Genomic DNA, 24,738 nt, shown 5'->3' with positions numbered 1-24,738 from the left:
GTCACCCTTTCGCGTACCGGCCGTCAGCCGGCTTCTTTCTCCGAACGAAGCAGCGGCAGCACCTTCTCGCCGAAGTAGCGGAGATCCCCGATGTAGTCGGCGAACGTCAGCATCATCCCGTCGAGTCCGGTCATCTCCATGATGTGCTTGATTTGCCGCGCGATGCTCTCCGCGTCGCCCGTCAGCATCTCGTTCATGAACACGTTGCGGGCGCGCGCCTGCATCGAATTTTCCCGTCCGTCGGGCTCCAAGCCGTAGCTGCGAAGCAGGCCCTTGATCGCTTCGAGGTCGGCTCCGTCCCGGTAGCGCTGCAGCCTCGCCTGCACTTCCTCTTCCGAGTCTCCCGGCAGCACGCCGAACATCGAATACGTCTTGATCGTCTTGCCCCGCTCGGCCGCCAGCTCCTTGGCTCGGGCGCTCACCCGGGCCAGCTCCTCCAGATCGCGGCCCCCGATAAAGCATGCGTCGCCCTCGTCGATCGTGAAGCCCATCCCCTTATCGGAGGCGCCGGCGCAGATGATCGGCGGACGCGGACGCTGCAGCGGCTTCGGGTTCGACTCGCAATCTTCCAATTGGTAGAATTGCCCCTTATGGGTAACCCGCTCCTCGTTCCACAGCCGCTTTACGACCTGGATCCATTCGCGGGCCAGATCGTACCTGGCATCGTGGTCCAGGTGCTCCGGCCATGTGCCCATCTGGCGGAACTCTCCCGCATAGGAGCCGGAGACGATGTTCATTCCGACGCGCCCGCCGCTGATCTGGTCGAGCGTCGAGAACATCTTCGCCGCGGCCGCCGGATGATAGAGAATCGTATGGACGGTGGCGAACACCTTCACTCTGGACGTCGCTTCCGCGAGCGCGGCCATCATCGTCATCGACTCGAGGGAGACGCCCCAATGATTCGTTTCTCCGCCGTACCCTTTCCACTTGGCCATCGACATGATGAAGTCGAAGCCCAGCTCTTCGGCCAGAATCGCCGCTTCCCGGTTGAGAGCATAGCTTCCGTCCGGCCTGGGCTGCGCGTCGGAGATAATCCAACCTCCGTTCGCCACCGGAAGAAACACGCCGAAATCCCGTTTGTTAAAATCGACCTCTTTGGAAGCTGAGCTCATGGTCCATCTCTCCTGTTCATCGTTTGGTTAAGTACGTATTAACTAAACAGTAAATTCATTTAAATGTTTAGTTAATTTAATTGCCCCTAAAGTAGCACATGCCCCATAGGGCGTCAACGGCACCGGACGATATTCGTTCATAATATTCAAAAAATTAAAGCAACTTGCAGCGGTTCTTTGTCGAGTAATCGCAATCCGACGCAAGCAGAAACGGCCCCGTCCCGAGGCGAATCGGGGCGAAGCCGTTTTATGATTTGCTATAAAAGGGCGTATCTTCCTCAGTGCGCCGCCCAGCTATCGAGATAAGCCTTCTGTTCTTCGCTAAGGGAATCGATCCGGATACCGAGAGAAGCCAGCTTCGTGCGGGCCACCTGCTCATCCAGCTCGTAAGGAACGTTGACGACGCGGTTGCCGAGCTCCCGATAGTTCTCGTTGACGTATCTCAGGGACAGCGCCTGCAGCGCGAACGTCATATCCATGATCTCGGCCGGGTGTCCGTCGCCGGCGGCGAGGTTCACGAGGCGGCCTTCGGCCAGAACGTAGATCTTGCGGCCGTCCTTCAGACGGTACTCTTCGATATTGCGGCGAACCGTGCGCTTGGAGACGGATATCTCCGCCAGCTCGACCAGGTTCACCTCGACGTCGAAGTGGCCGGCGTTGGACAGGATCGCTCCGTCCTTCATCTTCGCGATATGCTCGCCGGTAATGACGTCCTTGTTGCCGGTGACGGTAACGAAGAAGTCGCCGACCTTGGCCGCTTCCTCCATCGACAGAACCGTAAAGCCGTCCATGTAGGCCTCGACCGCCTTGATCGCGTCCACTTCGGTCACGACGACATGGGCGCCCAATCCCTTCGCGCGCATGGCGACGCCTTTGCCGCACCAGCCGTAGCCGTTGACGACGACCGTCTTCCCCGCGACGACCAGATTGGTCGTACGGTTGATGCCGTCCCATACCGATTGTCCGGTTCCGTAGCGGTTGTCGAACAAATATTTGCAATAAGCGTCGTTGACCGCGACCATCGGGAACTTCAGCGAGCCTTCCTTATCCATCGCTTTCAGGCGAAGGATCCCGGTCGTCGTCTCTTCGGCGCCGCCGCGCACGTTCGGGAGCAGGTCTTGGCGCTCCGTGTGGAGAATCGTGACCAAGTCGCCTCCGTCGTCGATGATCAGGTCCGGCTTCGTCTCGACCGTCTTCACGAGCAGCTCGCGATATTCCTCCGGAGTCGGGTTGTACTTGGCGAACACCGCGATGCCGTCTTCCGCCAACGCCGCGCAGACGTCGTCTTGGGTCGACAGCGGGTTGCTGCCCGTTATCGCGACTTCGGCGCCGCCGGCTTGAACGACCTTGGCGAGATAAGCCGTCTTCGCTTCCAGGTGCAGCGAGATCGCCACCTTCAGCCCTTTGAACGGCTGATCCCGTTCGAATTGCTCGCGGATCCGGTTAAGCACCGGCATATGGGCCTCGGCCCAATCGATCTTCAGCTTGCCTTCCGGCGCTAGGGACGGATCTTGGATAATGCTCTTGAGAGTTGTCTTCAAGACGGGATTCCTCCTGCGTTATCGAAACGCTATGTTATTTATCGGCCAATCGATGGCCGCCCGTTACGTCGAACGGAACGTTCAGCCATTCCTTCAGCCAATTCGGGCCGAAGCGGTTCAGGAAATGAAGGGTGCCGAACGTTCTCTCCTGCGGCTTGCCTAACGGCCACAGCGATTCCCGCATTCGGTCCCATTGCCGCAGCGATACGTCATGCTGCTTGGCGACCGTATCCGCCGCCCGCTTCTCCAGGTAGGCGATCTGTTCCATCAGCCGGCCTTGGTTAACGCCGCCGAGATCGCCCAATGCGGGCTGAATCTCCGCAAGCGTATCAAGCAGAGGCGCGTAGAGCGCCGCGATTCCGGCGCGAACCTCCTCGAAGCGTTCCTCCAGCCTCCACTTGTCTTGGGCTTGAAGCCATTCGTCCCGCAGCCGCTCGCCGCCGGACATGATGTCCGTTACGGTCACTTCGTACTTCGAGAGCAGCTTGTCGATTCCCGGCTCCAGGTAGGTGAAGGACTGCCGGGGAACGAGAATCGGGAGCTCGAGCGAGAATTGCCCGAACGCCTGCCCCAGGCCCGCCCAATAAGCGATCTCGGACGGTCCGAGCACGGTGGCCAGCACGGGCAGGACATACTCCTGCATCATCGGCCGCGTCAGGGCATTGTTGCTGAGCGCCTCGGGCGAACGGTCCGCCAGGGCGAGCAGCTCTTCGCGGCTGTAAGCCCGAAGCTTCTTCTTGTCCGCGAAGCCGTTCTCCTCCCGGAACAGCAGCAGCCTGCCGTGTTCGGAATGAAGAAACAGGTTCGCGCACGATTGCGCCAACGGCGCTTGAACGGAATAGCCCAGCTCGCCGACCTTCTCCTCGCCTTGCTTAAGAGCGAGCTCCAACGATTCGTTATCTTCGATGAGCCGGCGGAACATCGGCGCTTCCAGCCGGCGAAGCTTGGGGTCGTCGGCGTCGAGCAGAACGAGTCCTTCCGGGCCGAACCACTCGGACAACAGCCTGGCGAAGGCAAGAGTCAAGGTCGGCGCGTCCCCGGAGTAGCCGCGAAGCCGATCGAGCAGCCCCGGCTTGAACTCCGAGTCCGGCAGCGTTTCGGCAAGCTGCTCGATCGCCGCCGTCCATTGTTCCTCCGTAAGAGGAGTCCGGCTGACCGAATGGCGGGCGCCATCCGGGCGATCCAGCCGAACGCGGCGCGGCTTGCCTTCCGCGTTCGCGACATACAGATGATTCGCCTCGTCGAAATCGTGGTCTTCTCCCGCGATCCAGAAGACGGGAACGACCTTGCGGCCGAGCAGGCTCTCCGCATGCCGCGCCGCCTGAATGACGGAGATCGCTTTATAGGCGATCAAGAGAGCTCCTCCGAACAGGCCGGCTTGCTGGCCGCCGACGACGGCAAGGCTGCCCGGCCGCGCCAGCTCTTCGATCGAGCGGTCGACCGCTTCGCTTGGAACGAGCCGGGCTTGGTAATCTCGAAGGACGGAGGCGAGCTCGGACTTCTCTATGCGTCCGGCTTCCGTCCGGTCCAATAATTGTGCGCGTTTCCGCCAGTCTTCGGCGATAGAGGGATGAGAGCCGAATAGATCTCGCAATCGTGCGTCTCCCTGCCGGTATCGTTCCGCCAGAGCTGGGGAAGACACCCCTTGTAAGGGAGTCAAGTTCATGGAAGAGTCCCCCCGATAAATATCATGTCCACTAGATTGTACATGAAGGGGTTCGTTGGCGTCAAAGAAAGGTTGGCGAGAACGGGCGCTCTCGCGATCTGCCGCCAACCCGCGTCATCCGCAACGGCTTGCGGAAACCGGGCGCCCTTCTCTTCGGATCGAAAAAAACCGCGCCGGCGTCGCGAGGATTCGCGGTCCGCGGCACGGCTTAACGGGTTCGTTGTCGCATTAGGCCGATTTCCCGAACGCCCGAATCGAGATGTCGACGATCGTCAGCAGCACGTACAGAAGCGTCGTCAAGAAGAAGGTGAGCCGCCAGACCGCCCGGACCAGCTTGCGCGCGTCTACCTTGCCTCGTACGCGGTTCTGCACGCCACCGAGCAAACCGCCGACGACGAGCATGAACAACAATAAAATATATGGGCCGAAAGAGGTTCCCAATCGGTTCAGAAGCATCGAAACGCAGCCGATCAGGAAGACCGTCGTGATGTCCATCGACAGCTTGATCGCCCGGTTGCGCTCTTGGCCTCGCCATCTTGCCAAGTAGAAGACGATGAGAAACGGAATAACGGGAATGACGGCCACGGAAGCGTATGCGTACACCAATGCATCCCAGATCACGGACACCGTTCTCATCTCCTTATTCGCCGGATAGGGATCTAATCAATCCAGCCATCGTCTCGTTCCTGGGCGCTGGCAGCCCTCTGTCGGCCGCGAGCCGCGCCACGGCTCCGTTGATCGCTTCGATCTCGGTTGCCCGGCCGTTCCGGACATCCTGAAGCATGGAGGATTCGTTCCGCGCGGTTCGGGCGCAGACGTCGAGAAGCTCCTCCCATAGCCCTTCCGAGCTCGGAAGCCCGCTCCGTTGGAGGATAGACAGCGTCTCCTCGAACAACGATCTCATCAGGCGAAGCCGGTCCTCCGTCGCAAGCAGCTCTCCGTTGCGTACCCGAAGCACCGCGGTAAGCGGATTGATCACCGAGTTGACGAGCAGCTTCCGGAGAATGCGTTCTGTCATATTATTCGACAAGAAAATGGAGAATCCTGCCTCCCGGACAACGTTTGCCATACCCTTGATCCTATCTTCCGTAGGCATTTGGACATAATCGCTTGAAGTCCCTTCAAATAAGGGGGCTCTTCCCAGCCAAATTCCGCCGGTTCCCGTGTGCATGACCTCCGCGGGCCCCGTCCGAAGCGCCCCTTCCGTCGTCACCGCGGCCAGCTGCGGCCGGCCGGGAACGGCCGCGGCGATCCGTTCGATATGCCCGATTCCGTTGCAGAACGAGACGATCGCCGCGTTCTTCGCCAGAACGGAATCCAATTGCCGAAGGAGCGGCTCGGTCAGCCCGGTCTGCTTAAGGGCATTGAACACGATAAGGCCGTCTATATTCGCGGGAGCCTCCTCGATAGGAGCCGCTTGAACGGAGACCCGCCGGATCGCCGTTCCCTGCGCGTCTTTAAGAAGGATTCCTTGCTCCGCCAGAAGATGGGCTTGCTCGCGGGTTCTTGTCCAGACGGACGTCCCGAAGCCGGCGGCGCCGATCCTGGCCGCCAGCAAGAGACCCATAGAGCCGCCTCCCAACACCGCTATGGATATTTTCGTCATCTGATTTTCCTCTCGACAGCCTTATTAACGAAGGCTTTAAAACTTCGATGGCTTACCAACTCTTCCCTTTATCATAGCTTAGCATGAAGACGAAGCAAAGACGGGAGCCGTCCGCCCGGTCTTGCGAGACCAAGCGGGCGGCCCCCGTCTTCATGCTTCGGGAGCTCGCGGATCTATTCGATTCGCTCCAGATTGCCGTTGGCGTCCATCTTGAAGCGCGTTTTCTCTTCTTCCGTATCTTCGGCCAGGAAGGCGAGCCTTCTTGCCCGGTCCATGATTTTGATGAGCGCCTTGTAATCGTCGTTGACGACGCGGTAGTCGGTCTGGACCTCGCTCACTTCTTTGGATAGACGGTTGTTCGTGTCCCGCAGCTCCGCCAGCAGCTCTTCCTTCTCTTTCAATTCCTTCTCGAGCGCCTTCACCTGGCGGGTTAATTCCTGTACCGAATTCTTCCATTGCCGCAAGTAGCGGATAACCGCTTCCATAGATAATGAATCCGCGGTCAGCAATTCGGATTTGGATGAATCCGCGTCTTCTCCCGGAAGCCGCTCCGAAATCGAGTTCGCCAAGGAAGAAGTGAGTCCCTGCTTTTTAAGATAATTACGTTTCTGCCGCTGCTGCTTCGCCAATCCGATCGCTTCGTCATACCGTTTGCGAACGAAGCTGTTCCAGCGAAAACCGCATGCGGCGGACGTACGGGCGATTCGTTGGCCGACCTCTTCGAATGCCGCTAGTTGGGTGCTTCCTTCTCGAATATGCCTGAGCGTAACTTCGGCCAGAATCAAATCGTCATCTGGACTCCATGCATCCTGTCTGACAGCCGTCATGCCCACATTCCCTCCTCGTCAAGGATGATATTCCATCGTTGTTTTAGTGTTTTTATTCATTTCTATGCCCGTAGTAGAGTTCATAGAATCTATCGGTTACTTCTATGTATATCCATTTTCCGTCTTGGTATACCTCCCGCGAAGAAGAGCCCGGTCCTTATGAATAAAAGAGCGAAAAAAACGGAACCTTGAAGCTATGGACGAAAAGTTTGCCAATTCGTCACTTCTTCCGGTTTACACTATGCTGGGACAACAGGTATAATATGCATGAGTAAACGGGGTTAGACAGAGAGGAGATTTCATTATGGCACGCATGTTCCGGGTGTTGGGGCTCTTTACGCTGCTAATCGCTTTGATGTCGTTCGCGGGCGATATGTGGGAGATGGCATTGCTGTTCTTTATCCAATCGGCAGTGTTCTTCTTGTTCGGTTACCTGAATTTTACGGAGAAGACCTATATCTACATGTTCTGGGGCTATATGGTCATCGCCTTCCTCGGGTTCACTTATTGGAGTGTCTTCGAGATGGGACTTCCCGCTTAATACAAACAAGAGAGAACGCCGGAGCGCCATGCTCCGGCGTTTTTTTATGGATCAGGAAATTAGACAACGCATTTTCCTATGGATAACCGGGGGCTCCCCCAAAAGTAATCGGAATCAACTACAGAGTTTTGCGTCACTTTTGGGGGAATTGTTATTCGGCCAAGCCCTTGCGGAAAATCTGGACCTTGAACAGCTCGCTCATCGCGTCGCTGAGCAGAAGCTGCCGGATGGCTCGGTTCCGCCGCGCGTCCGGATGGAACGGGTCGGCGCTGGACAGCGGAACCAGCGATCGGAGCACTCCCGACTCCATCAGGAAGCGAAGCTGCGTCCCGTACCACAGCTCCTTCAATCCCGCTTCCCTAGCCGCCGCCCTCAGGCCCGTAAAATTCACGTGAGCGGTTAGATCCTGTTCCCCCGGGGCTTCGAGCGGATTATCGCGGGCGATATGATTGCGGTAACAGACGAGCGTCCCGTTCATCCGGTGTTCGGCCGTCAATTCCTCCGATTCGTCCCCGTAGTCGATGAACACAAGCAGCGCCCTGCCGAGAGAAGAAGCGAGCTTCGCGAGCCAACGCCCGGCATCCGCTCCTACTTCGGCCGTCTGCCCTTCCCGAACAAGGATCCGGTCCCGGTCCATCCTCTCCGCAAGCCAGGCCGGAAGCTCCAGCAAGCAGGGAATCAACCGGCAATGGAGCTCGTCCCATGACACTCCCCATTCCCGGAGCTGCCCTTCCTTGCGAACGACGCGATGGACGGGCATCGCGTCCAGCAATTCGTTGCCGATGACGATGACGCAGCAGCGGCTCCAATCCCGGCCTTCCGCCTCTTCGGGGCTAAGGACGAACGCCCGTCCTTGCCCGATATGCGGCTCCAAGCTCCTAACGGCCTGCTCGCGATGGGAAGGATTGCCGTCCACGACCGTAAGCTCGAACCGCCGCTCTCCTCCCGCTTCCCAAGCCGAGAGCAATTGCGCCGCAAGCCACCCCGTTCCTCCTCCCCAATCGATGACGCGAACCGGCTCCTCGCCGCCGAAATGCTCGTCCGCAAGCTCGGCCAATCGGCGGGTCAGACATTCCGAGAACGCCTCCCCGATATAAGAGCTCGTGTAGAAGTCGCCCTCCCTGCCCACCCTTGCCTTGCCCCCGGAATAATAGCCGTGAAGGGGATCGTACAGGCAGACGTCCATATAATCCCGGAATGATATTCCGCGAGCCTCGCGTCCCTCCTCCGTAACCCCGACATGCTCCGAAGCCTTTATTTTCTCCCGCAGAACGCGAACGATCGGCTCTGTCACCCTATCGGCTCCCTTCTGGCAATCGCGGATGGAATATTATCGAAACTTATTCCGGCCGGATGATTTATAATGGTCAGAGACATGACGAGACCGGCTGACTCATAGAATGGGATCAACCCGGCGCATGTCCATTCGAACGAAAGGGAGGTCCCTGCCATGCTACGTCGCCTCTCCCTGATCCTTGCCTTGGGGCTGACCTTAACCTCATTGCTGCTGATGCCCGGAACGAACCTGCTGACGATGCCCGCGTATGCCGCGCCGGCCGGCTATGGCGAAGAAACGAGAAAGCTGCTCGAAAAAGGCCTTACCGTCGTCGAGATCGACCGGGAGATCGAACGGATCGCCGGCCTTCGCGCGGATACGGAGATCGGCATCGAACAGGCGTCCAAGAAGCTGGTCCGGCAGGAGGTCGCGATCGCGGCCAAACGCGAGCAAGCCGGACGGGTCCTGCGAACCTATTATATGGGGCAGAAGGATGCGATGTGGTCCGCCCTGCTCAAAGCGCGCTCCCTCAAAGAGCTTCTCGTCACCTGGGAGCTGATGGACCTGCTGTTCAAGTCCGACCATGAGATTCTTTCGCGCTACGAAGACGACTATGAGGCTTTGCAGAACGGATATCGGTCGTTGGAACGAAGCAAGGAAGAGCTCGCCCGGGTGGAATCGGAACTCATTGCCCAAAGACAGAGAATCGAGACGCTTCAGCGAGAGCTCGACTCGCTCCTTGCCGCCAGCGGAGACGAAGAAGGGCTTCGCAGGATGATGGAGGAAATGCAGGCCTATTGGCAAAATGTCGGCATCTACGAGGTCAGGCAGCAGTTCCGGGCGTTGTCCAAAGCGATGTCCAAGCTGCCCGACTGGCTGAAGGAGCATCCGGACGCCTTGGAGACGAACGGACTCAAAGCGAAGCTGACCATCACCGACGATCAGCTGAATGAATTTCTGCGCGACCAGGACGACCGTCTGCGCGATTTTACCATCTCGTTCGCGACGGACCTCATGATCCTCGAGGGAAGCAGCGGAGACGTCAAGGCGAGAATCGAAGGCCATTATACGATCGAGAACGAACCGAAGAACGCCATATTATTTCACGTGGATAAGCTTGTCTTCAACGATCTGGAGCTTCCGGATACGACAAGGCGCGATCTGGAGAACGAGTTCGACCTCGGCTTCTATCCTCAGCAATTCATCTCTTATATAAAAGCGGACTCGGTCAAGATGGAGGACGGGAAACTAGTCGTCGGACTCCGGCTCGGCAAGTAACCCTCTGGAGTCCTCCCAGCTGTCTCTCCATTCGGGCAGCGTAATGCCGCCCTCCAGCCATTCCTCCCATAGGCTCTTCAGCAGGCTGGCCCGGGAGGGAACCTCCGGCTCCATGGAGGTCGTCGTCTGGTTCGGGAACCGCCCGGCGACCGCCACGGACACCGGAGGACGAACGCCCTTGCCGCCTTCGAATAAGGAGCGATAGACCGGAAGCCTGTCCGTCGCGAGATAATTCTCCCATTGATTGTCCTCGCTCGTCATCTCGGCGATCCAACCCAGAGCCGCTTCCTTGTTCGCGGAACCGGATGCGAGAGCGAAGCTGGAACCGCCGGGCCAAACGAATTCGGAGTTCCAGGAAACCCGGTCGATCTTCAGCGCGGCGGCGGATGCTTCCGGCAGCTCTCGAAGCGCTCTCTCCGCTTCCGAATTGCGCGCGATAGCGGCAGCGTAGCGGCCCGCGGCGAATGCCGGCCAGAAGCTCGCGTCCTTCGCCGGTTCCAGCCAAGCGACCCCCGCTTGCTCTTGGGCCAGCAAAGAGAGCGCGGGCTCCAGCGTCGAATCGCCCCAAAGGTCTTCCCCCGCTTCGAACAGCGCGTCCTCCCTCTCGCCGGTTACCGCTCCGAGCCACGCCAATAAAGCGAACGGATCCTGCCGGTCGATGGCCAGCCAGTTGCTGACCAAGCCTGCATCCCTGAGCTTCTGGGGCAGACTTTGCCACTGCTCCGGATTCAGCGGGAGCTCCATCCCGTCCGTCTCCGTCTTGACCGCCTCCAGCACGTTCCGGTTCCAGACCAGGACGTAAGGATCGAACTCCCTCGGAACTCCCCATAGATATAAGTTCCAATTCATCTGCGAGATCAAGGCATCGAATTGCTCCGACAGCGCTTCTCCCACGAAAGCGGCATCGACCGGACTAAGCTTGCCCGCGACCGCCAGCCTTCGTATCCATTCGTTCGGCACGAGCAGAATGTCCGCTTGATCGGCGAGCGCCAGCCGCTCCTCCTCCGTATCCGCCGCCGCCGGATCGATTCGATTCCAGCTGACCGTAAGCTCCGGATGCATCCTGCGGTATTCCTCGTCTTGCTTCTGCAGCAGCTCGAACCCTTTCTCGTCAATGACGGCCGAAACGACGAGCTCTGCCGGATCCGCGGACGTATCGACGGGCGTAAGGACAGGCACGGCATCCGGCTCCTCCGGCACCGCGGAAGGGATGGACACCGAATAAGGCGACGTCGCGAGAGGAGACACGAACAGCACCATCAACCCTAGCAACAGGATGACTAGCAAAGTTTTGGGGCGCGTACCCGTCTCCTCCCTTCCCAATCGGATGTCCGTTACGAATTGAACATTATCTTTTAATGATAGCAGTTAAGAACGGAATTGTCGCGCAATTCTTTGTAACCGCTTTTAGAATAAAGGCATCGCGGGAGCGAGACTGGAGTTTCTTGGAGCGATTCGGTAGACTGGTTGATAACGATAAGGACGCGATTGGAGGAGATGGACATGAGAAAGCTGATCGGCGTCGAAATGAGGCTGCCGGACGGCAAGCTTCCCGGCTTCTATGCGCAGATCGTCAAAGGAATCGCCGACCGCGCCGAGCTGTTCGATCGCCATAAGGAGCTGCTGATCTTCCGTTCCCGGGAGGAGCTTCCCGCAGTGCTCGACCTGCTGGCGCATTATAAAGTCGAATCCGACCTGCTGGACTTGCTGCTCCTTCCGGAGGACGGCATCCGCCGAGGGCCGCGCTACGAGGACTACATCGTGGAGACTAACCAAGAGAACCGATACGCCGTGCTGTCGGAAGTCCGGTTCTTCGAATTGACGGAGGAAAGGCCGGAAGCGGAAACCGCCCCGGCCCTTGCGCAGTTGGAGGAAGAATTGATCGTTCGGCTCGAGCCGCCCGGAATCCGCCTGCTCGCGGTCGACGCCCAATCGGAGGAATGGGCGGAGCGCGTCGCGGAAGCATACCGCTGCGGAGTTCGCTGGCATCGCTTCGAGAATTGAGCGGCGGTTACAGCTTCTCCGCGGCCAACTGAGCCAGACGGGAGCGTTCGCCCTTCTCGAGGGTCACGTGTCCGCTGACTCCTTCTCCTTTGAACTGCTCGATCAAATAAGTAAGCCCGTTGCTCATCGCGTCCAGATACGGATGATCGATCTGCTCCGGATCTCCGAGCAGGACGATCTTGCTGTTCTCGCCGACGCGGGAGACGATCGTCTTCACCTCGTGCTTGCTCAGGTTCTGGGCTTCGTCGATGATAATGAACTGTCCCGGAATGGAACGGCCCCGGATATAGGTGAGGGCCTCTACTTGAATGCTTCCGAGCCCCATTAGAATTTTATCCAGATCTCCGGACTTCTTCGTGTCGAACAGAAATTCGAGATTGTCGTAAATCGGCTGCATCCAAGGCCGCAGCTTCTCTTCCTTCTCGCCGGGCAGATAGCCGATATCCTTCCCCATCGGCACGACCGGACGGGCGATGAGAAGCTTCTTGTACTTGTGCTCATCCTCCGCCTTCATCAGCCCCGCCGCCAGCGTCAGCAGGGTCTTGCCCGTTCCGGCCCGGCCGGACAGCGTGACGAGCGGAATCTCGTCGTTGAGCAGCAGCTCCAGAGCCATGCGCTGCTGCGCGTTCCTCGCGGTGATGCCCCAGACCGGGTCGTTGCTTAAGTGCAGCGGCTCCAGCCGATGGCCGTCGGCGCTGACCTTCAGCAGCGCCGACTTGGACGTCCCGAGCTCATCCCGGAGAATGACGAATTCGTTCGGCATCAGCTTCGCGTTCAATCCCAAGTGGTTAATGCCCAGAAACCGGTACGTATAAAATTCGTCGATCACCGAAGGATGAACGTGCAGCGTCAAATGGCCGGTATATTGATCGCTCGGCGAGACCGCCCGGTCCGACAGGTAGTCCTCGGTCTGGATGCCGAGAACGTCCGCCTTGACCCTTACGAGAACATCCTTGCTGACCAGGATTACCGGCTTGCCCCCGCCCTCCCTCTCTTGCTCCTCCATATGGTAATTCAGCGCTACCGCCAGAATGCGGTTGTCATTCGTCATTTCGCCGAATAGCTCCTGCACCCGGACGAAGCGTCGATGGTTCATCTCGACTTTAAGCGAGCCGCCGTTCTCCAGATAGACGCCGTCGTGAAGATGGCCGTTCTCCCGCAGGCGATCGAGCTCGCGGGATACGAACCGGGCATTGCGTCCGATCTCGTCGGCCAGCCTCTTCTTGGAGTCGATCTCCTCCAGCACGACGGAAGGAATGACGACCTCGTTGTCCTCGAAAGAGAACATCGCATTCGGATCGTGAAGAAGCACGTTGGTATCGAGCACATAAATTTTTTTCAACGGTGGTCCCTCCCGGGTTCGACGGATTTTGGCGAATGGAGACAAAGGTTGAATCATTGACAGCCGACGGGGAACAATGAGAGCAGGCTCCTGCGATGGATATCGAAAGCGAAGGCATCGGGTTCGTTTTCCGGGCATCCCCTCCAGACAGAATTCACATTGGGACGGTGATTGGATATGAAACTTACATCGATCGGCGGAGGCATCGGCACCGGACTTCTGATTGCCGCGTTAGCCTTCGGCTCGGCCGGCTGCGGCAACGCTAGGAACGAGTCAAGCCCTCCTGAACTGGGCAACCGGCTAAGGGCTCAAAGCGAGAATCAGGGCGCCGCCGTGATTACGAAGGCGAACGCGAACGAGGTAGCCAGACACCTCGAGCAGCTAGCCACGAGCGTCAGAGGCGTCAAAGCGGCGAACTGCGTCGTGTTCGGCAAGTACGCGGTCGTCGGAATCGACGTCGAGAGCACCATGGAGCGGTCAAGGGTCGGTACGATCAAGTACGCGGTGGCGGAAGCCTTCCGCAAGGACCCTTACGGCATCGATGCCGTCGTGACGGCGGATGTCGACATGGCCCAACGGCTGCGCGAAATCCGGACCGACGTGAACAACGGAAGGCCGATCGCGGGCTTCGCGGAAGAGATGGCGGACATTGTCGGCCGCCTCGTCCCGCAAATGCCGCGCAGCGTCGTTCCCCCGGCTTCCCCGGACGGAACGGGTACGATTCAAAAGATGCAGACTCATTTGGACGGCCGCTCCGGCCATTCGAACACCTCCGGAAAATGACAGAAAGCCCAGTGATCGCTCACTGGGCTTTCTTAACGGCCGCGAACAGTTGTCCAATCGGACGTTCTGCGGCTATGAAGTCATGATGGATGGGAGATTCCGGACACGCTGCCAGACGGGCGCCGTTACGTTCGGCACCTCTCTTCATGAGAACATGAAGCCGGGCAGGTTCCGCCTTGAAGATGTCCTCGGAGAGACGGATATTCAGATGATCGGGAAAAACCCTCTCCGCAATCGCCATCCGCGGGCCTCCTTCAAGGTTGGTTGGCCTCATTATAGCATATGGGAGTCCGACATTCCAAGCACAAACGCCCGCTGCATTCCAGGTAGCCGGAGAAGCCGGGCGGCTTCGCTTATTCTTTGGAGTCGGATGCGGACGGGGAAGCGGCGGCCTGCACCTTGCGGCCCTCGGTCGTAAGTTCCTCCGCAAGGGCTTGCTTCGCTTCTTCCAGCTTTTCGTCATTCAGATAGACGTAAGGACTGTCCCATACTCCTTCGAGCGGGATGAACCGCACTTGTTCCTTATTGATATCGTAATAGGCTTTCAACATGTTAATAATCTGGTCCTTCGGGATATCCGTCCGCATGTTGTCGCCGACCGCGCCGATGACGTTGCCGAGCTTAGTGGCGCCGCCGACAGACTTCATCTTGTCGATGATCGCGGCAAGCACCCGGCTCTGGCGGTCGTTGCGGTCGAAGTCGCTCGAAGCGGCCGTGCCGTGATTCGACTTGCGGTAACGAACGAAGTCGAGCGCTTCCTTGCCGTCCAGCTTCTGATCGCCCTTCTTCAGGTTGATGTCGGTGCCGTCGGCGCTATCGGTGTATCTCATATCTTGGTCGACGTAAACCTTGACCCCGCCAAGCGCGTTGATGACGTCGGAGAAGCCTTGGAAGTTCACGACCGCCGCATAGTCGACCGGGATGCCGAAGAACTCGCTCATCATCTCCCGCATTTTGCTGCGGGCATAAGCGTCGGCATCTTCTCCCTCCTTGGCCTTGCGATGGAACCCGGCATAGAACGCATTGATCTTCTGCGTTCGATAGCCTTCAAGCTCCGGATTCGTATCGCGAGGAATCGAGACGACGGTGGCCGTATTCGAATTCGGGTTCATCGCGATGACCATGACGACGTCGGTGTTCATGCTGCCCGTTTCCTTGCGATAATCGGTGCCCAGCAGAAGCATGGACAACGGCTTGACCTGGGCCCTATCTTCGGAAGCGATCGGCTTGGCGCTGCCGGCCGGCAAGGCTATGTCTTCGAGCGCGGCGTTCGTATCTCTCCACAAATCGCCTACATACACGGCAAGCGCAACGATAACAACGATAAGAAATGAGAACAGGAAGACTAGAAAACGACGGGGACGCCGTTTTGTTTTTTTCTTCGTTGCCTGCGGTTTCGTTCTGGTTCGAGGAGGCAACGGTGCGGGAGTGCTCATTCATTCACCTCGGGTTGGTCGTCCTCTGCCCCTTCTCCGTTCCCGTACAGATCGACCGCCAACTGCTCGGCAGCCTCGCGATCGAACCAAACCGTCTTGGGAGCTTCACCGCGAACGGTGTAGACGACGTAAATTTTCGCCGAGTCCTTGGATGCGACAGCAAACTCTGCGAGATCGTGATCTTCCGACAAAATTTGCGCGAAAAAGCGAAGCGAATCCCTCGCCGCCTCGTCCTCGGGGCGAAGCTCGGTCATTCTCTTCGTCTGCAGCCAATAGAACAACGTGTCGGTAAGTCGCATAGAATCCCCCCATTCGACTCCGCCGAAGCCTTCCACGAGACCGATCGGCGGGATAACGAATCGTTAGCATTCCGCTCTTGCTCCGAATACTATTGCTGGTTGGTCGACTCCGACGCGCCCGTTCCGGAGCGCTTGCCGCGCCATTTGTCGTAGAGCTGGCGCATCCTAAGCATCAGCATCATAATGACCGCGACCGACATGCACTGGATGATCGGCAGCTTGTCGATCTGAAGAACGAGCAGCACGAGGCATCCGATCGCCATCACTATGTAAACGAGGATCTCCTTCAGGATCGGGAGCTTCCCCATGCGGAAGACCGCGTTAAAAATATATATCGTAAAGGCGAGAATTAGCAAATAGGAAACCAAGGGATGATCTGCGAACCAAGTCTGCATAAACGGTCCCTCCGTGATGTGCGGGAAAAATCCGGCGTTATACGCCGGATTCCGCCATTTTGCGTTGCTTCTCCGCCCGCTCGCGTTCGCTCTTGACCAAGAGCTTCTTGCGCAAGCGAATCGACTTCGGCGTAATTTCGCAAAGCTCGTCGTCGTTCAGGTACTCCAGCGCCTCTTCCATGGACATGAGACGCGGCGTCTTCAAGCGAACGGTGTCTTCCTTCGTCGCGGAGCGTACGTTCGTGAGCGCCTTCTCCTTGCAGATGTTGACGACGATGTCGTTGTCGCGGGTATGCTCGCCGACGATCATTCCCTCGTAAACCTCCGTGCCCGGCTCCAAGAACAGAATGCCGCGGTCTTCTACGCCCATCATGCCGTAGAACGTCGACGTGCCGGATTCGCTCGCGATCAGAACGCCTTGGTGGCGTCCGCCGACTTGTCCGCCTACGACCGGTCCGTAGCTGTCGAACGCATGGTTCATCACGCCGTAGCCGCGGGTCAGCGTCAGGAAGTTCGTGCGGTAGCCGATCAGCCCGCGGGCCGGAATGAGGAACTCCAGGCGAATCTGGCCGTTGCCGTTGTTGATCATGTTGACCATCTCGGCTTTGCGCGTGCCGAGGCTCTCCATGACGTTGCCCATGCTGTCTTCCGGCACGTCGATGAGCAGGCGTTCGATCGGCTCGGACTTGACGCCGTCGATCTCGCGAATGATGACCTCCGGCTTCGAGACCTGAAGCTCGTAGCCTTCGCGGCGCATGTTCTCGATCAGGATGCCGAGGTGAAGCTCGCCGCGGCCGCTGACGACGAACACGTCCGGGCTGTCCGTCTCGTCCACTCGCAACGATACGTCGGTCTCCAGCTCCTTGAACAGGCGCTCGCGCAGCTTGCGGGAGGTGACGAACTTGCCTTCGCGTCCGGCGAACGGGCTGTTGTTCACGAGGAACGTCATCTGCAGCGTCGGCTCGTCGATCTTCAGGACCGGCAGCGCCTCGGGATTCGCCGGATCGGCGATCGTCTCGCCGATATTGATGTCCTTGATGCCGGCGATCGCGATGATGTCGCCCGCGGCGGCTTCTTCCATCTCGACGCGCTTCAGCCCCTGGAAGCCGAACAGCTTCTCGATCCGGGCTTGGCGGACCTTGCCTTCGCGGTCCAGAACGGCGACCGGCTGGCCTTGGCGGATCTTGCCGCGGTTGACGCGCCCGATCGGAATGCGTCCCAGGTATTCGTTGTAGTCGAGCAGGGTGACGAGGAACTGCAGCGGAGCTTCGGTGTCTTCCTTCGGATAAGGAATCTTCTCGATAATCGTCTCGTACAGCGGCTCCATCGTATCGGTCAGGTTATCCGGGGACATGCCGGCGATGCCGTTCAGGCCGGAAGCGTAGACGACCGGGAATTCCAGCTGGTCGTCGTTCGCCTCAAGCTCGATAAACAGCTCGAGCACCTCGTCGATGACTTCCGCCGGACGAGCCGCCGGACGGTCGATCTTGTTGACGACGACGATAGGGGTGAGGCCGGCTTCGAGCGCCTTGCGAAGCACGAACTTCGTCTGCGGCATGCAGCCTTCGAACGCGTCGACGACGAGCAGGACGCCGTCTACCATCTTCATGATCCGTTCCACTTCGCCGCCGAAGTCGGCGTGTCCCGGGGTGTCGACGATGTTGATCAGGTTATTCTTGTAATGGACTGCCGTGTTCTTGGCGAGGATCGTGATGCCGCGTTCCCGTTCCAGATCGTTGGAATCCATCGCCCGTTCTTGAACCTGTTCATTCTCCCGGAACGTGCCGGATTGGCGAAGCAATTGGTCTACCAGCGTGGTCTTGCCATGGTCAACGTGCGCAATGATAGCAATATTGCGAATGCGATCTCTTGGATGCATAGTTCCACTCCTATCTTTATATAAAGGGTCGATCCCAAGGAAGTTCGGCCCTTGGTTACGCGAACAAACAAAAACGTCGACGCAAGGCCGACGTTCCACCTACATCCCTTCTATTATACGCCAAAACAATCAATTAGCAAGCGGGTTATCGGAACCGCGGGCGCTTCAGCACCATCCACGCGCCGACCGCGATCAGAATGACCGCGAGCAGATAAGCGCCCCACGACCACAGCAGGGTCATGAAGAACAGCAGAACGGATACCGCGATTAACGCAAGGGATAAAGTCCAGAGCGACTTCGAACGATCCGGTCCGAATACGTAATATTCGTAAAGACCGACTCCGACGCTTAGAATGAAGAACGGCCAAAGGTACTTCATCGAGTGCCAGCCGAACCAGTTGCCGATGACGAGCAGGACGGCGACCACCGTAAGAATTCCTGCCGGGACAAGCGTTATCGCAGGAAGCATTCGACCGAAATATAGAACATGAAGCAAAATTCCCGGGATTAGAATTAACAACGGCCAAAAAACGGTGCCAATGAAGGCGAATACCCCTAGCTTGCCGAGCAGAATGACCAATCCCGCAGCCAGTGCCAATACCCCTACCGCGGCGGATTGCTTGTTCACGATGTTCCCCCACTTTGTCTGAAGACTGCCAATCTTCGCCTGTTTGACCCGAACCTATCGAACGAGAATGACAAGCCTCTTTTTAACCCTAAGTGTACTGGAAATCATCTCAAAATACCAGTTCCCGAGTTGAAAAAATAGTGAATTTTGACGATGAAGTCCCCGGTTATAAGGCGGCATTCAAGAGGCTTTCCTGCGTCTTAGCAACAGCGCGGCGGCCAGCAGCACGGCTACGGCGATGAACGGCAGGCTCTCGGCAACCCCTTCCGCCGCCAACGGGAGAATCTTCCGAAGGCCGGGATCCTTCAATAACATCTCGCCGGAAGCGTAGCCAAGCAGCCCTCCTCCGATGTAAACTAAATAGGGCGCACGATCAAGCAGATGAATAATGAAAGAGCTGCCCCAGATAATAATGGGGATGCTTAAGGCGATCCCGATGATCAGGAGCACGACGTCGCCTTGGGCTACGGCGGCTACGGCCAGCACGTTGTCCAGGCTCATGACGAAATCGGCCGCCACGATGGTCCAGACCGCTCCGGCCAGCGTAGATGCCGCCTGCGTCTGCGCTTCGTGACCGCCATGATCCAGCAGCAGCTTCAAGGCGATCGCGAACAGAAACAAGGCGCCGACCGTTTGCATGAACGGAATGCTAAGCAGAACCACGGCAGCGAGAGTAAGCCCGCATCTAAGCACGACCGCGGCCGCGGTTCCCCACCAGACGGCGGCTTGTCTCTGAGCCGGCGGGAGCCTTCTTGCAGCCATCGCGATGACGATCGCGTTGTCTCCGCTGAGCAGAAGATTGATCAGAACGATCTCGACGAACACCATAAAGCTTTCCCCGAGTCCCATACTGCACCCCCTTAAATCAGGTGTATGTACAAGCTTTGTTCGTTATGATGAGAAAATGAATCCGATTGACGAGGCGCCCCGTACTAACTAGGATAGAGGTTTGTTTGAGGAGAGATCACCGTGGATATTTTTAGCTTGGATTTTCTAGGAAAGTTGCTTACCATCGTCTTTATCGATCTCTTGCTGGCCGGAGACAACGCGATCGTCATCGGACTCTCCGCCCGGAATCTGCCGAAGGAGACGCAGAAGAAAGCGATCTGGCTGGGGACCGGCGGAGCGATCGTCATTCGGGTCGTCGCGACCCTATTGGTCGTCTATCTGCTTGAAATACCTTTCTTGCAGGCTATCGGCGGAGTCGTTCTCATGTGGATCGCCTATAAGCTGCTGGTGCAGGAAGAGCACCACGAGGAAGTCAAAGCGGGCTCTTCGCTTTGGGCGGCCGTCCGGACGATCGTGATCGCGGACGCCGCGATGGGCCTCGACAACGTCATCGCCGTCGCCGGAGCGGCCCAAGGCGAAACGCTGCTCGTTATCATCGGCCTCCTGATCAGCATTCCGGTCGTCGTCTGGGGAAGCACCTTGTTCGTGGGCCTTCTGAACCGGTTCCCATGGATCGTCTATATCGGCTCCGCCGTTCTGGCATACACGGCAGCGAAGATGGTCACCCACGAGCCGAAGCTGGACAATCTGTTCCACGGCAATCCGGTGCTGACCTATACGTTCATCGCCGTCATGGTCGTCGCGATCGTCGTCGGCGGACTTTGGACCAACTCGATCAAAGCTCAGAAAGCCCTGGCCAAAGCCAATGCGTCCGGCCAAGACAAGCAGGCTTCCGGCGCCAAGCGCCGCGAATCCCACTAAACTTCCAGCTAACACAAAGCTCCTAACGACATTTAGAGTCGTTAGGAGCTTTTTGTTTAAAACCACCGATCCGCCGCCGCTTCGGCTTCCTTCTTGCGAACGAGGCGGCCGTTCGGCGTCATGACGATCGTTTCGGTCCCTTGAACCGCCTCGTCGATCATGCGCTCGAGCTCCTCTCCCCATTCCGCCTCCGCTTTCTCCACGATGCGGAGATTCGGATTCGTGGCCGGCGATTTCGGCACGAACAGGGTGCAGCAATCCTCGAACGGAAGGATGGACGTCTCGTACGTTCCGATCTTCTCCGCGTAGCGGATGATATCCTGCTTGTCCATCATGACAAGCGGCCTTAACAGCGGGATGGAGATCGTTCGTCCGATGACGTTCATGCTGCTGAGAGTTTGGCTCGCTACCTGTCCCAAGCTGTCGCCCGTGACGATCGCGAGCGCCCCGCTTCGCTCGGCGAGCTTCTCGGCGATTCGGAGCATCGTTCTCCGCATGAAGGTGATGATCAGATGATCGTGTCCGCTCTGCGCCATTCTTGTCTGCAGATCCGTGAACGGAACGAGGTGCAGCTTGATTTTCCCGCCGTAATGGGCCAGCTTCTGCGTGAGGGTGATCACCTTCTCGGTCGCCTGCTCGCTCGTGAACGGGTAGCTGTGGAAATGCACCGCTTCGATCTCCAAGCCCTTGCGCATGGCCATCCAGCCGGCGACAGGGCTGTCGATCCCGCCGGAGAGCATCAGCATCGCCTTGCCGTTCATGCCCAGCGGGAACCCCCCGGCGCCCGGAATCATCGTGGAATACAGAAATACGCCTTGCGGTTGAATGTCCACCTTCAGCTCGACGTCCGGCTGGCGAACGTCTACCTTCAGCTCGGGCGAGTTTCGCAGCACGTGGGCGCCGACGAGATGATTCATCTCCTGGGAGTCGTGCGGATACTCTTTCCACGCTCTTTTTACCGTTACCTTGAACGTCCTCGGCACGGGTCTCTCCGCTCGCATCAGTTGAAGAGCCTTGGCCCTAATATCCTCGAGGTCGTGAGTCGCGCGGAGCACGGGACTGAAGGAGTGTAGGCCGAAAATCTCCCGTAGCTTGGCCGCCACCTCGTCGTAGCTCTCCCCGTTCAATTGAACGTAGACCCGGCCGAAATTTTTCTCGTATCCGATCGCCTCGAACGAACGAAGCGCCTGCTTCAGCTTGAGGAACATTAGATCCTCGAATTTCTTGCGGTTTCGACCTTTGAGGGTCAATTCGCCGTATCGTACCAATATCAGCTCGTAACTCATCCTCGGCTCCTCTCGAGCGGCTTCAGCTTCGCAACCGTCATTTTCAATCGCTCCGCCAGCTCGCCGACGTCTTTCGCATCATGCTCGTCCCCGAAGCTGATCCGAAGGCTGCCCGAAGCGCGCTCCTCGCCCATGCCCATGGCCAGCAGCACGCGGCTCGGCTTAAGACTCTTCGAGGAGCAGGCCGATTGGGTGGACACGTATACTCCGTGCTTCTCCAGCATATGAACGAGCACCTCGGGCCTCATTCCCGGATAGCTCAGGTTCACGACCTGCGGCGACACAAGCTCCTCATCTTCCGGCACGTTCAGCACAAGCTCCGGAATTTCCCGGATCGCGTCGATCAATTGCCGTCTTAGCGCGAACATATTGCCCCGTCTCGTCTCCATCGATTCCATCGTCAGCCGCAGCGCTTGCGACATTCCGACGATGCCCGGCAGATTGTGCGTGCCGCCCCGCATCCCTTCTTCCTGCCCTCCGCCCTCCTGCAGCGGATCAAGCTCGATTCCTTCCCTTCTGAGAAGGAACCCGACTCCCTTGGGACCTCGGAACTTATGCGCGGAGCCCGAATACAGATCGATGCCTTTGACCGACGCCCAACGAATCGGCACTTTGCCGACGGCTTGAACGCCGTCCACGTGGAAACGAACCTGCGGAAACGCGGCCAGAAGCTCGGCAATCTCTTCGATAGGCTGAACGATGCCGGTCTCGTTGTTCACGTGCATGACGCTTACGAGGGAAGTGTTCGGGCGGATGGCCGCTTCCACGTCGCTCGGCGACACCCTTCCCGTCCGGTCGACCGGCAGAATCGTCGTTTCGATTCCGAATCGCTCAAGCTGCTTGGCTGTATTGTAAACGGAAGAATGCTCGATGGAAGTCGTTATCAAATGCTTGGGTACTCTTCTTCCTCCCGCGAACAGGATTCCCTTCAGCGCCAGATTGTTGCTCTCGGTGCCTCCCGAGGTGAACAGCACCTCTTCCGGCTTGGCTCCCAGCGACTGCGCCACGGATTGCCTGGCCCTCTCCACCAGCTTGGCGGCTTCCTGGCCGGAACGATGCAAAGCCGTCGCGTTGGCATAGTGCAGACGCATCAGCTCGCCGACCGTCTGAACGACCTGCTCGTAAGGAGGAGTCGAAGCGCAATGATCGAAATAAAAGGTTCTCAAGTTGACTCTCCTCTCTGGACATCTATTATATACCCGATTAAGCAATCAAAAAAAGATCAAAGCAAGATTTGCATCCTGCTTCGATCCTATCACAAGAAAGGTTATAAAGGCCAAATCGACCGTACTATAATGCCGAGCTCCAAATATTGCGGTTCGAGAGAACCTTCTGGATATATGCCTGCGTCTCTTCGGGAAGCTCCGTTAATCTCGCGGCCAGCTCTTCGTTCGTCGTGATCCCGAGCCGGTCGACGCGTCCCGGACCCGCATTGTAAGCCGCAAGGGCGGTCGCTTCGTTGCCGTTGTATTTGCGAAGCAGATAGCTCAGGTATCTCGTTCCGGCATCGATGTTCTGCATCGGATCGAAGGAATCCGTTACGCCCAGGCCTTGAGCCGTGGCATCCATCAACTGCATGAGCCCTTTGGCGCCCGCGGAAGATACGGCATTCTCCCGGAACGAGGATTCCGATTGAATGACTCCCTTGATCAGGGCCGGGTCGACCCCGTATCGGTTCGCCGCTTGCAGGATGAGACTGTCATATGCCGAGGTAAAGCCGGTATCGTTCGTCAGTCCGCCTCCCGCAATTCCGCCAAGAAGGGAAGTTACGGCACTTCCCGAAGAATAGCCGAGACCGAGGCCGCCATAGCCGGATAAGCCGCTTAGCGTGCTTGAACTGTCAAGACCAGCCCCATAGCCGACGAGTCCGCCCAATCCGCTTAGACCGCTAAGGCCGAGTCCGTATGAGCCGCTTAGACTGGAAAAATCCGCGTTCGCCAACGCATCCCCGTAGGAATCCGAGTCCGCCGACAGCATCTGCTCCAGCAGCTGGGAGAACAAATCGTCTCCGCCGTCCGTGGAAGAAACATAGGACGTCTGGGTATCGAAAGGATTCACTCCGCTTAAAAATTGGCTAAGCAGCAATTCCTTCATCATTCGAGGGTCCATGGTTACTCTGGTATCCGTCATTGCAGTCGCTCCCGAGATTGTCCGTTGTACAAACCTTATCCATATTGTACAACATCAGGGTTCGACATGAACAGTCGGACTTAATGCCCAGCTTGTCGCCAGAAGCGATTCCATAGTCCCGGTTTATTCCGTTAATCCTTCGGTCGGAAGGTTAGGCAGCACGTCGTCTTGGAGCTGCTCGCCGTGTCCTGATGTTCCGCGAATCCTTCTTCGGCGAATTCGGCGTCCCCGAACCGCTGCTTCGAATGAGCGTCGATCTCGATCGTGATTTCGCTGGCCGCGCATCGATTGCCTTCCCCCCAGAACGAACAGTTGCTAACGCTGCAAGCTACGCCATTCGGCATAAACAAATCACCCCCCGGTTCTAGTGTGCACCCCGCTTTAGGCGCGGTATGCGAATCGGAGGGTGGGGGATGAAGGAAGCTTCGTTATCTTTCGCTAAGCTAGGACTTCGCTTGTCCTTGCATTCTGCGGTGTGTCAAGTATTCGCTTTCGTAATACGACAGCTCGTCGCGAAGCTCCTCGTAGCTGCGGGAGATGCCGAGCACGACATCGCGTACGGCGCGGGAAGGCTTGGCCCGGAAACGAATCGCGTCTTGCCCCGTGTAGGCGTAACGGCCATCCTCGGAATAAGCTTCGTTCTTCGGGTAGAAGTAATTGTTTACGCAATGATGATATACGTCATATAGAACCCGCTCAGCGGCGTCATTATCGAAGTTGGGGCGACGCAGCAGCGCTCCGAGCTTCTCGTAGGCCACTTCGGAGAAGACGAGCAGATGGCGAAGATCGGACAGCAGGCCTGCGTGCACTTTGACCGATTCGTCGCTGGCGCCTTCTGTCAGCTGCGGAAGAGCGTAATTGTTAAGAAAATTCTCAAGCAGTTCGATCGCGAATTTCAATTTTTCTCGGCTGGATTCGGCAATCGCCTTAATGTTGGCGGTTGGCATGATTAGCTTTCCCCTTTCATTATCCACAAGCGTACGCGTCGTCGGTTCTAGG

The 24,738-nt window shown here is 58.0% G+C and carries 26 protein-coding genes; 5 read left to right on the top strand and 21 right to left on the bottom strand.

The genetic code is table 11. The features are described 5' to 3' along the window. Positions 1 to 23: 23 nt before the first annotated feature. From H7B67_RS19305 to H7B67_RS19280, 6 genes are all read right to left on the bottom strand, one after another. Entirely contained in the window at positions 24 to 1,112 is a 1,089-nt protein-coding gene (locus H7B67_RS19305; protein WP_185121490.1) for an LLM class flavin-dependent oxidoreductase, read from the bottom strand. A 278-nt stretch (positions 1,113 to 1,390) separates the two neighbouring features. Then, positions 1,391 to 2,653 (bottom strand): adenosylhomocysteinase, encoded by a 1,263-nt coding sequence (locus H7B67_RS19300; RefSeq protein WP_185121489.1) that lies wholly within the window; start codon positions 2,651 to 2,653, stop codon positions 1,391 to 1,393. A gap of 34 nt (positions 2,654 to 2,687) precedes the next feature. Then, the gene (gene bshC, locus H7B67_RS19295) at positions 2,688 to 4,319 is read right to left on the bottom strand and encodes a bacillithiol biosynthesis cysteine-adding enzyme BshC (RefSeq protein ID WP_185121488.1); all 1,632 of its coding nucleotides are present in this window, start codon (positions 4,317 to 4,319) and stop codon (positions 2,688 to 2,690) included. Positions 4,320 to 4,547: 228 nt separating this feature from the next. Further along, positions 4,548 to 4,955 carry a DUF3397 domain-containing protein gene (locus H7B67_RS19290; RefSeq protein WP_185121487.1) on the bottom strand — a complete coding sequence of 136 codons (408 nt, stop codon included), beginning with the start codon at positions 4,953 to 4,955 and terminating at the stop codon, positions 4,548 to 4,550. A 4-nt stretch (positions 4,956 to 4,959) separates the two neighbouring features. After that, a complete protein-coding gene (locus H7B67_RS19285) occupies positions 4,960 to 5,925 on the bottom strand; it encodes a ketopantoate reductase family protein (RefSeq protein ID WP_281067817.1) in 966 nt (321 codons plus the stop codon). 173 nt (positions 5,926 to 6,098) lie between these two features. Next, on the bottom strand, positions 6,099 to 6,752 hold the full coding sequence (locus H7B67_RS19280; protein WP_185121485.1) for an RsfA family transcriptional regulator: 654 nt from the start codon (positions 6,750 to 6,752) through the stop codon (positions 6,099 to 6,101). A 304-nt stretch (positions 6,753 to 7,056) separates the two neighbouring features. On the opposite strand from H7B67_RS19280, the gene H7B67_RS19275 reads away from it, so the two are divergent. Next, positions 7,057 to 7,293 carry a DUF2626 family protein gene (locus H7B67_RS19275; RefSeq protein ID WP_185121484.1) on the top strand — a complete coding sequence of 79 codons (237 nt, stop codon included), beginning with the start codon at positions 7,057 to 7,059 and terminating at the stop codon, positions 7,291 to 7,293. Between the two features lie 151 nt (positions 7,294 to 7,444). Here H7B67_RS19275 and H7B67_RS19270 read toward each other — a convergent pair whose 3' ends face one another. Beyond that, a complete protein-coding gene (locus H7B67_RS19270; RefSeq protein WP_185121483.1) occupies positions 7,445 to 8,587 on the bottom strand; it encodes an SAM-dependent methyltransferase in 1,143 nt (380 codons plus the stop codon). Between the two features lie 156 nt (positions 8,588 to 8,743). On the opposite strand from H7B67_RS19270, the gene H7B67_RS19265 reads away from it, so the two are divergent. Next, positions 8,744 to 9,847, top strand: coding sequence for a coiled-coil domain-containing protein (locus H7B67_RS19265; RefSeq protein ID WP_185121482.1), 1,104 nt, complete (start codon positions 8,744 to 8,746; stop codon positions 9,845 to 9,847). Here the strand turns inward: H7B67_RS19265 and H7B67_RS19260 are convergent. Continuing rightward, the gene (locus tag H7B67_RS19260; protein ID WP_185121481.1) at positions 9,818 to 11,134 is read right to left on the bottom strand and encodes an extracellular solute-binding protein; all 1,317 of its coding nucleotides are present in this window, start codon (positions 11,132 to 11,134) and stop codon (positions 9,818 to 9,820) included. The two genes, H7B67_RS19265 and H7B67_RS19260, sit on opposite strands and share 30 nt — an antisense overlap. Before the next feature lie 216 nt (positions 11,135 to 11,350). Between H7B67_RS19260 and H7B67_RS19255 the strand changes: the two genes are divergently transcribed. Further along, a complete protein-coding gene (locus H7B67_RS19255; RefSeq protein WP_185121480.1) occupies positions 11,351 to 11,851 on the top strand; it encodes a hypothetical protein in 501 nt (166 codons plus the stop codon). 7 nt (positions 11,852 to 11,858) lie between these two features. Here H7B67_RS19255 and H7B67_RS19250 read toward each other — a convergent pair whose 3' ends face one another. Then, the gene (locus H7B67_RS19250; RefSeq protein ID WP_185121479.1) at positions 11,859 to 13,193 is read right to left on the bottom strand and encodes a PhoH family protein; all 1,335 of its coding nucleotides are present in this window, start codon (positions 13,191 to 13,193) and stop codon (positions 11,859 to 11,861) included. 177 nt (positions 13,194 to 13,370) lie between these two features. Here H7B67_RS19250 and H7B67_RS19245 point away from each other — a divergent pair, with 177 nt between their 5' ends. Further along, a complete protein-coding gene (locus H7B67_RS19245) occupies positions 13,371 to 13,976 on the top strand; it encodes a YhcN/YlaJ family sporulation lipoprotein (RefSeq protein ID WP_185121478.1) in 606 nt (201 codons plus the stop codon). A 19-nt stretch (positions 13,977 to 13,995) separates the two neighbouring features. Here H7B67_RS19245 and H7B67_RS19240 read toward each other — a convergent pair whose 3' ends face one another. From H7B67_RS19240 to H7B67_RS19210, 7 genes are all read right to left on the bottom strand, one after another. Next, on the bottom strand, positions 13,996 to 14,217 hold the full coding sequence (locus H7B67_RS19240; RefSeq protein ID WP_185121477.1) for a hypothetical protein: 222 nt from the start codon (positions 14,215 to 14,217) through the stop codon (positions 13,996 to 13,998). A gap of 112 nt (positions 14,218 to 14,329) precedes the next feature. Continuing rightward, entirely contained in the window at positions 14,330 to 15,262 is a 933-nt protein-coding gene (locus H7B67_RS19235; protein WP_245363464.1) for an LCP family protein, read from the bottom strand. Between the two features lie 146 nt (positions 15,263 to 15,408). Beyond that, complete coding sequence (locus H7B67_RS19230; RefSeq protein ID WP_185121475.1) at positions 15,409 to 15,711, bottom strand: hypothetical protein; 303 nt, start codon at positions 15,709 to 15,711, stop codon at positions 15,409 to 15,411. Positions 15,712 to 15,800: 89 nt separating this feature from the next. After that, a complete protein-coding gene (locus H7B67_RS19225; protein WP_185121474.1) occupies positions 15,801 to 16,106 on the bottom strand; it encodes a YlaH-like family protein in 306 nt (101 codons plus the stop codon). A 37-nt stretch (positions 16,107 to 16,143) separates the two neighbouring features. Next, positions 16,144 to 17,985, bottom strand: a complete 1,842-nt coding sequence (gene typA / locus H7B67_RS19220) for a translational GTPase TypA (RefSeq protein WP_185121473.1) — start codon at positions 17,983 to 17,985, stop codon at positions 16,144 to 16,146. 145 nt (positions 17,986 to 18,130) lie between these two features. After that, positions 18,131 to 18,613, bottom strand: a complete 483-nt coding sequence (locus H7B67_RS19215) for a hypothetical protein (RefSeq protein ID WP_185121472.1) — start codon at positions 18,611 to 18,613, stop codon at positions 18,131 to 18,133. Positions 18,614 to 18,793: 180 nt separating this feature from the next. After that, complete coding sequence (locus H7B67_RS19210) at positions 18,794 to 19,462, bottom strand: TerC family protein (RefSeq protein ID WP_185121471.1); 669 nt, start codon at positions 19,460 to 19,462, stop codon at positions 18,794 to 18,796. Positions 19,463 to 19,582: 120 nt separating this feature from the next. Between H7B67_RS19210 and H7B67_RS19205 the strand changes: the two genes are divergently transcribed. Continuing rightward, positions 19,583 to 20,323: a YjbE family putative metal transport protein gene (locus tag H7B67_RS19205; RefSeq protein ID WP_185121470.1), complete on the top strand. Its 741-nt coding sequence runs from the start codon at positions 19,583 to 19,585 to the stop codon at positions 20,321 to 20,323. Between the two features lie 56 nt (positions 20,324 to 20,379). Here H7B67_RS19205 and thiI read toward each other — a convergent pair whose 3' ends face one another. From thiI to H7B67_RS19180, 5 genes are all read right to left on the bottom strand, one after another. Then, positions 20,380 to 21,609 (bottom strand): tRNA uracil 4-sulfurtransferase ThiI, encoded by a 1,230-nt coding sequence (thiI, locus tag H7B67_RS19200; RefSeq protein WP_185121469.1) that lies wholly within the window; start codon positions 21,607 to 21,609, stop codon positions 20,380 to 20,382. After that, a complete protein-coding gene (locus H7B67_RS19195) occupies positions 21,606 to 22,775 on the bottom strand; it encodes a cysteine desulfurase family protein (protein WP_185121468.1) in 1,170 nt (389 codons plus the stop codon). The genes thiI and H7B67_RS19195 overlap by 4 nt, the downstream gene beginning before the upstream one ends. Before the next feature lie 124 nt (positions 22,776 to 22,899). Further along, positions 22,900 to 23,739 (bottom strand): lytic transglycosylase domain-containing protein, encoded by an 840-nt coding sequence (locus H7B67_RS19190; protein ID WP_245363466.1) that lies wholly within the window; start codon positions 23,737 to 23,739, stop codon positions 22,900 to 22,902. A gap of 131 nt (positions 23,740 to 23,870) precedes the next feature. Further along, positions 23,871 to 24,083 (bottom strand): DUF1540 domain-containing protein, encoded by a 213-nt coding sequence (locus H7B67_RS19185; protein ID WP_185121467.1) that lies wholly within the window; start codon positions 24,081 to 24,083, stop codon positions 23,871 to 23,873. Between the two features lie 99 nt (positions 24,084 to 24,182). Beyond that, positions 24,183 to 24,686 carry a DUF3907 family protein gene (locus tag H7B67_RS19180; RefSeq protein WP_185121466.1) on the bottom strand — a complete coding sequence of 168 codons (504 nt, stop codon included), beginning with the start codon at positions 24,684 to 24,686 and terminating at the stop codon, positions 24,183 to 24,185. Between the last annotated feature and the right edge of the window lie 52 nt (positions 24,687 to 24,738).

Origin of the sequence: Cohnella thailandensis (assembly GCF_014212135.1) — a bacterium.
Classification (GTDB): Bacteria; Bacillota; Bacilli; order Paenibacillales; family Paenibacillaceae; genus Cohnella; species Cohnella thailandensis.
Note: the sequence above shows the minus strand (reverse complement) of the source record. Positions and strands in the feature narration are given on the sequence as shown.

Excerpts from the sequence above, each read along its gene's own strand:
- H7B67_RS19210 (WP_185121471.1), bottom strand. The coding sequence starts at position 19,462 with ATGGGACTCGGGGAAAGCTTTATGGTGTTCGTCGAGATCGTTCTGATC.
- H7B67_RS19275 (WP_185121484.1), top strand. The coding sequence starts at position 7,057 with ATGGCACGCATGTTCCGGGTGTTGGGGCTCTTTACGCTGCTAATCGCT.
- thiI (WP_185121469.1), bottom strand. The coding sequence starts at position 21,609 with ATGAGTTACGAGCTGATATTGGTACGATACGGCGAATTGACCCTCAAA.
- H7B67_RS19190 (WP_245363466.1), bottom strand. The coding sequence starts at position 23,739 with ATGACGGATACCAGAGTAACCATGGACCCTCGAATGATGAAGGAATTG.
- H7B67_RS19280 (WP_185121485.1), bottom strand. The coding sequence starts at position 6,752 with ATGACGGCTGTCAGACAGGATGCATGGAGTCCAGATGACGATTTGATT.
- H7B67_RS19180 (WP_185121466.1), bottom strand. The coding sequence starts at position 24,686 with ATGCCAACCGCCAACATTAAGGCGATTGCCGAATCCAGCCGAGAAAAA.
- H7B67_RS19285 (WP_281067817.1), bottom strand. The coding sequence starts at position 5,925 with ATGACGAAAATATCCATAGCGGTGTTGGGAGGCGGCTCTATGGGTCTC.
- typA (WP_185121473.1), bottom strand. The coding sequence starts at position 17,985 with ATGCATCCAAGAGATCGCATTCGCAATATTGCTATCATTGCGCACGTT.
- H7B67_RS19305 (WP_185121490.1), bottom strand. The coding sequence starts at position 1,112 with ATGAGCTCAGCTTCCAAAGAGGTCGATTTTAACAAACGGGATTTCGGC.
- H7B67_RS19290 (WP_185121487.1), bottom strand. The coding sequence starts at position 4,955 with ATGAGAACGGTGTCCGTGATCTGGGATGCATTGGTGTACGCATACGCT.
- bshC (WP_185121488.1), bottom strand. The coding sequence starts at position 4,319 with ATGAACTTGACTCCCTTACAAGGGGTGTCTTCCCCAGCTCTGGCGGAA.
- H7B67_RS19230 (WP_185121475.1), bottom strand. The coding sequence starts at position 15,711 with ATGCGACTTACCGACACGTTGTTCTATTGGCTGCAGACGAAGAGAATG.
- H7B67_RS19255 (WP_185121480.1), top strand. The coding sequence starts at position 11,351 with ATGAGAAAGCTGATCGGCGTCGAAATGAGGCTGCCGGACGGCAAGCTT.
- H7B67_RS19245 (WP_185121478.1), top strand. The coding sequence starts at position 13,371 with ATGAAACTTACATCGATCGGCGGAGGCATCGGCACCGGACTTCTGATT.
- H7B67_RS19240 (WP_185121477.1), bottom strand. The coding sequence starts at position 14,217 with ATGGCGATTGCGGAGAGGGTTTTTCCCGATCATCTGAATATCCGTCTC.
- H7B67_RS19225 (WP_185121474.1), bottom strand. The coding sequence starts at position 16,106 with ATGCAGACTTGGTTCGCAGATCATCCCTTGGTTTCCTATTTGCTAATT.
- H7B67_RS19265 (WP_185121482.1), top strand. The coding sequence starts at position 8,744 with ATGCTACGTCGCCTCTCCCTGATCCTTGCCTTGGGGCTGACCTTAACC.
- H7B67_RS19185 (WP_185121467.1), bottom strand. The coding sequence starts at position 24,083 with ATGCCGAATGGCGTAGCTTGCAGCGTTAGCAACTGTTCGTTCTGGGGG.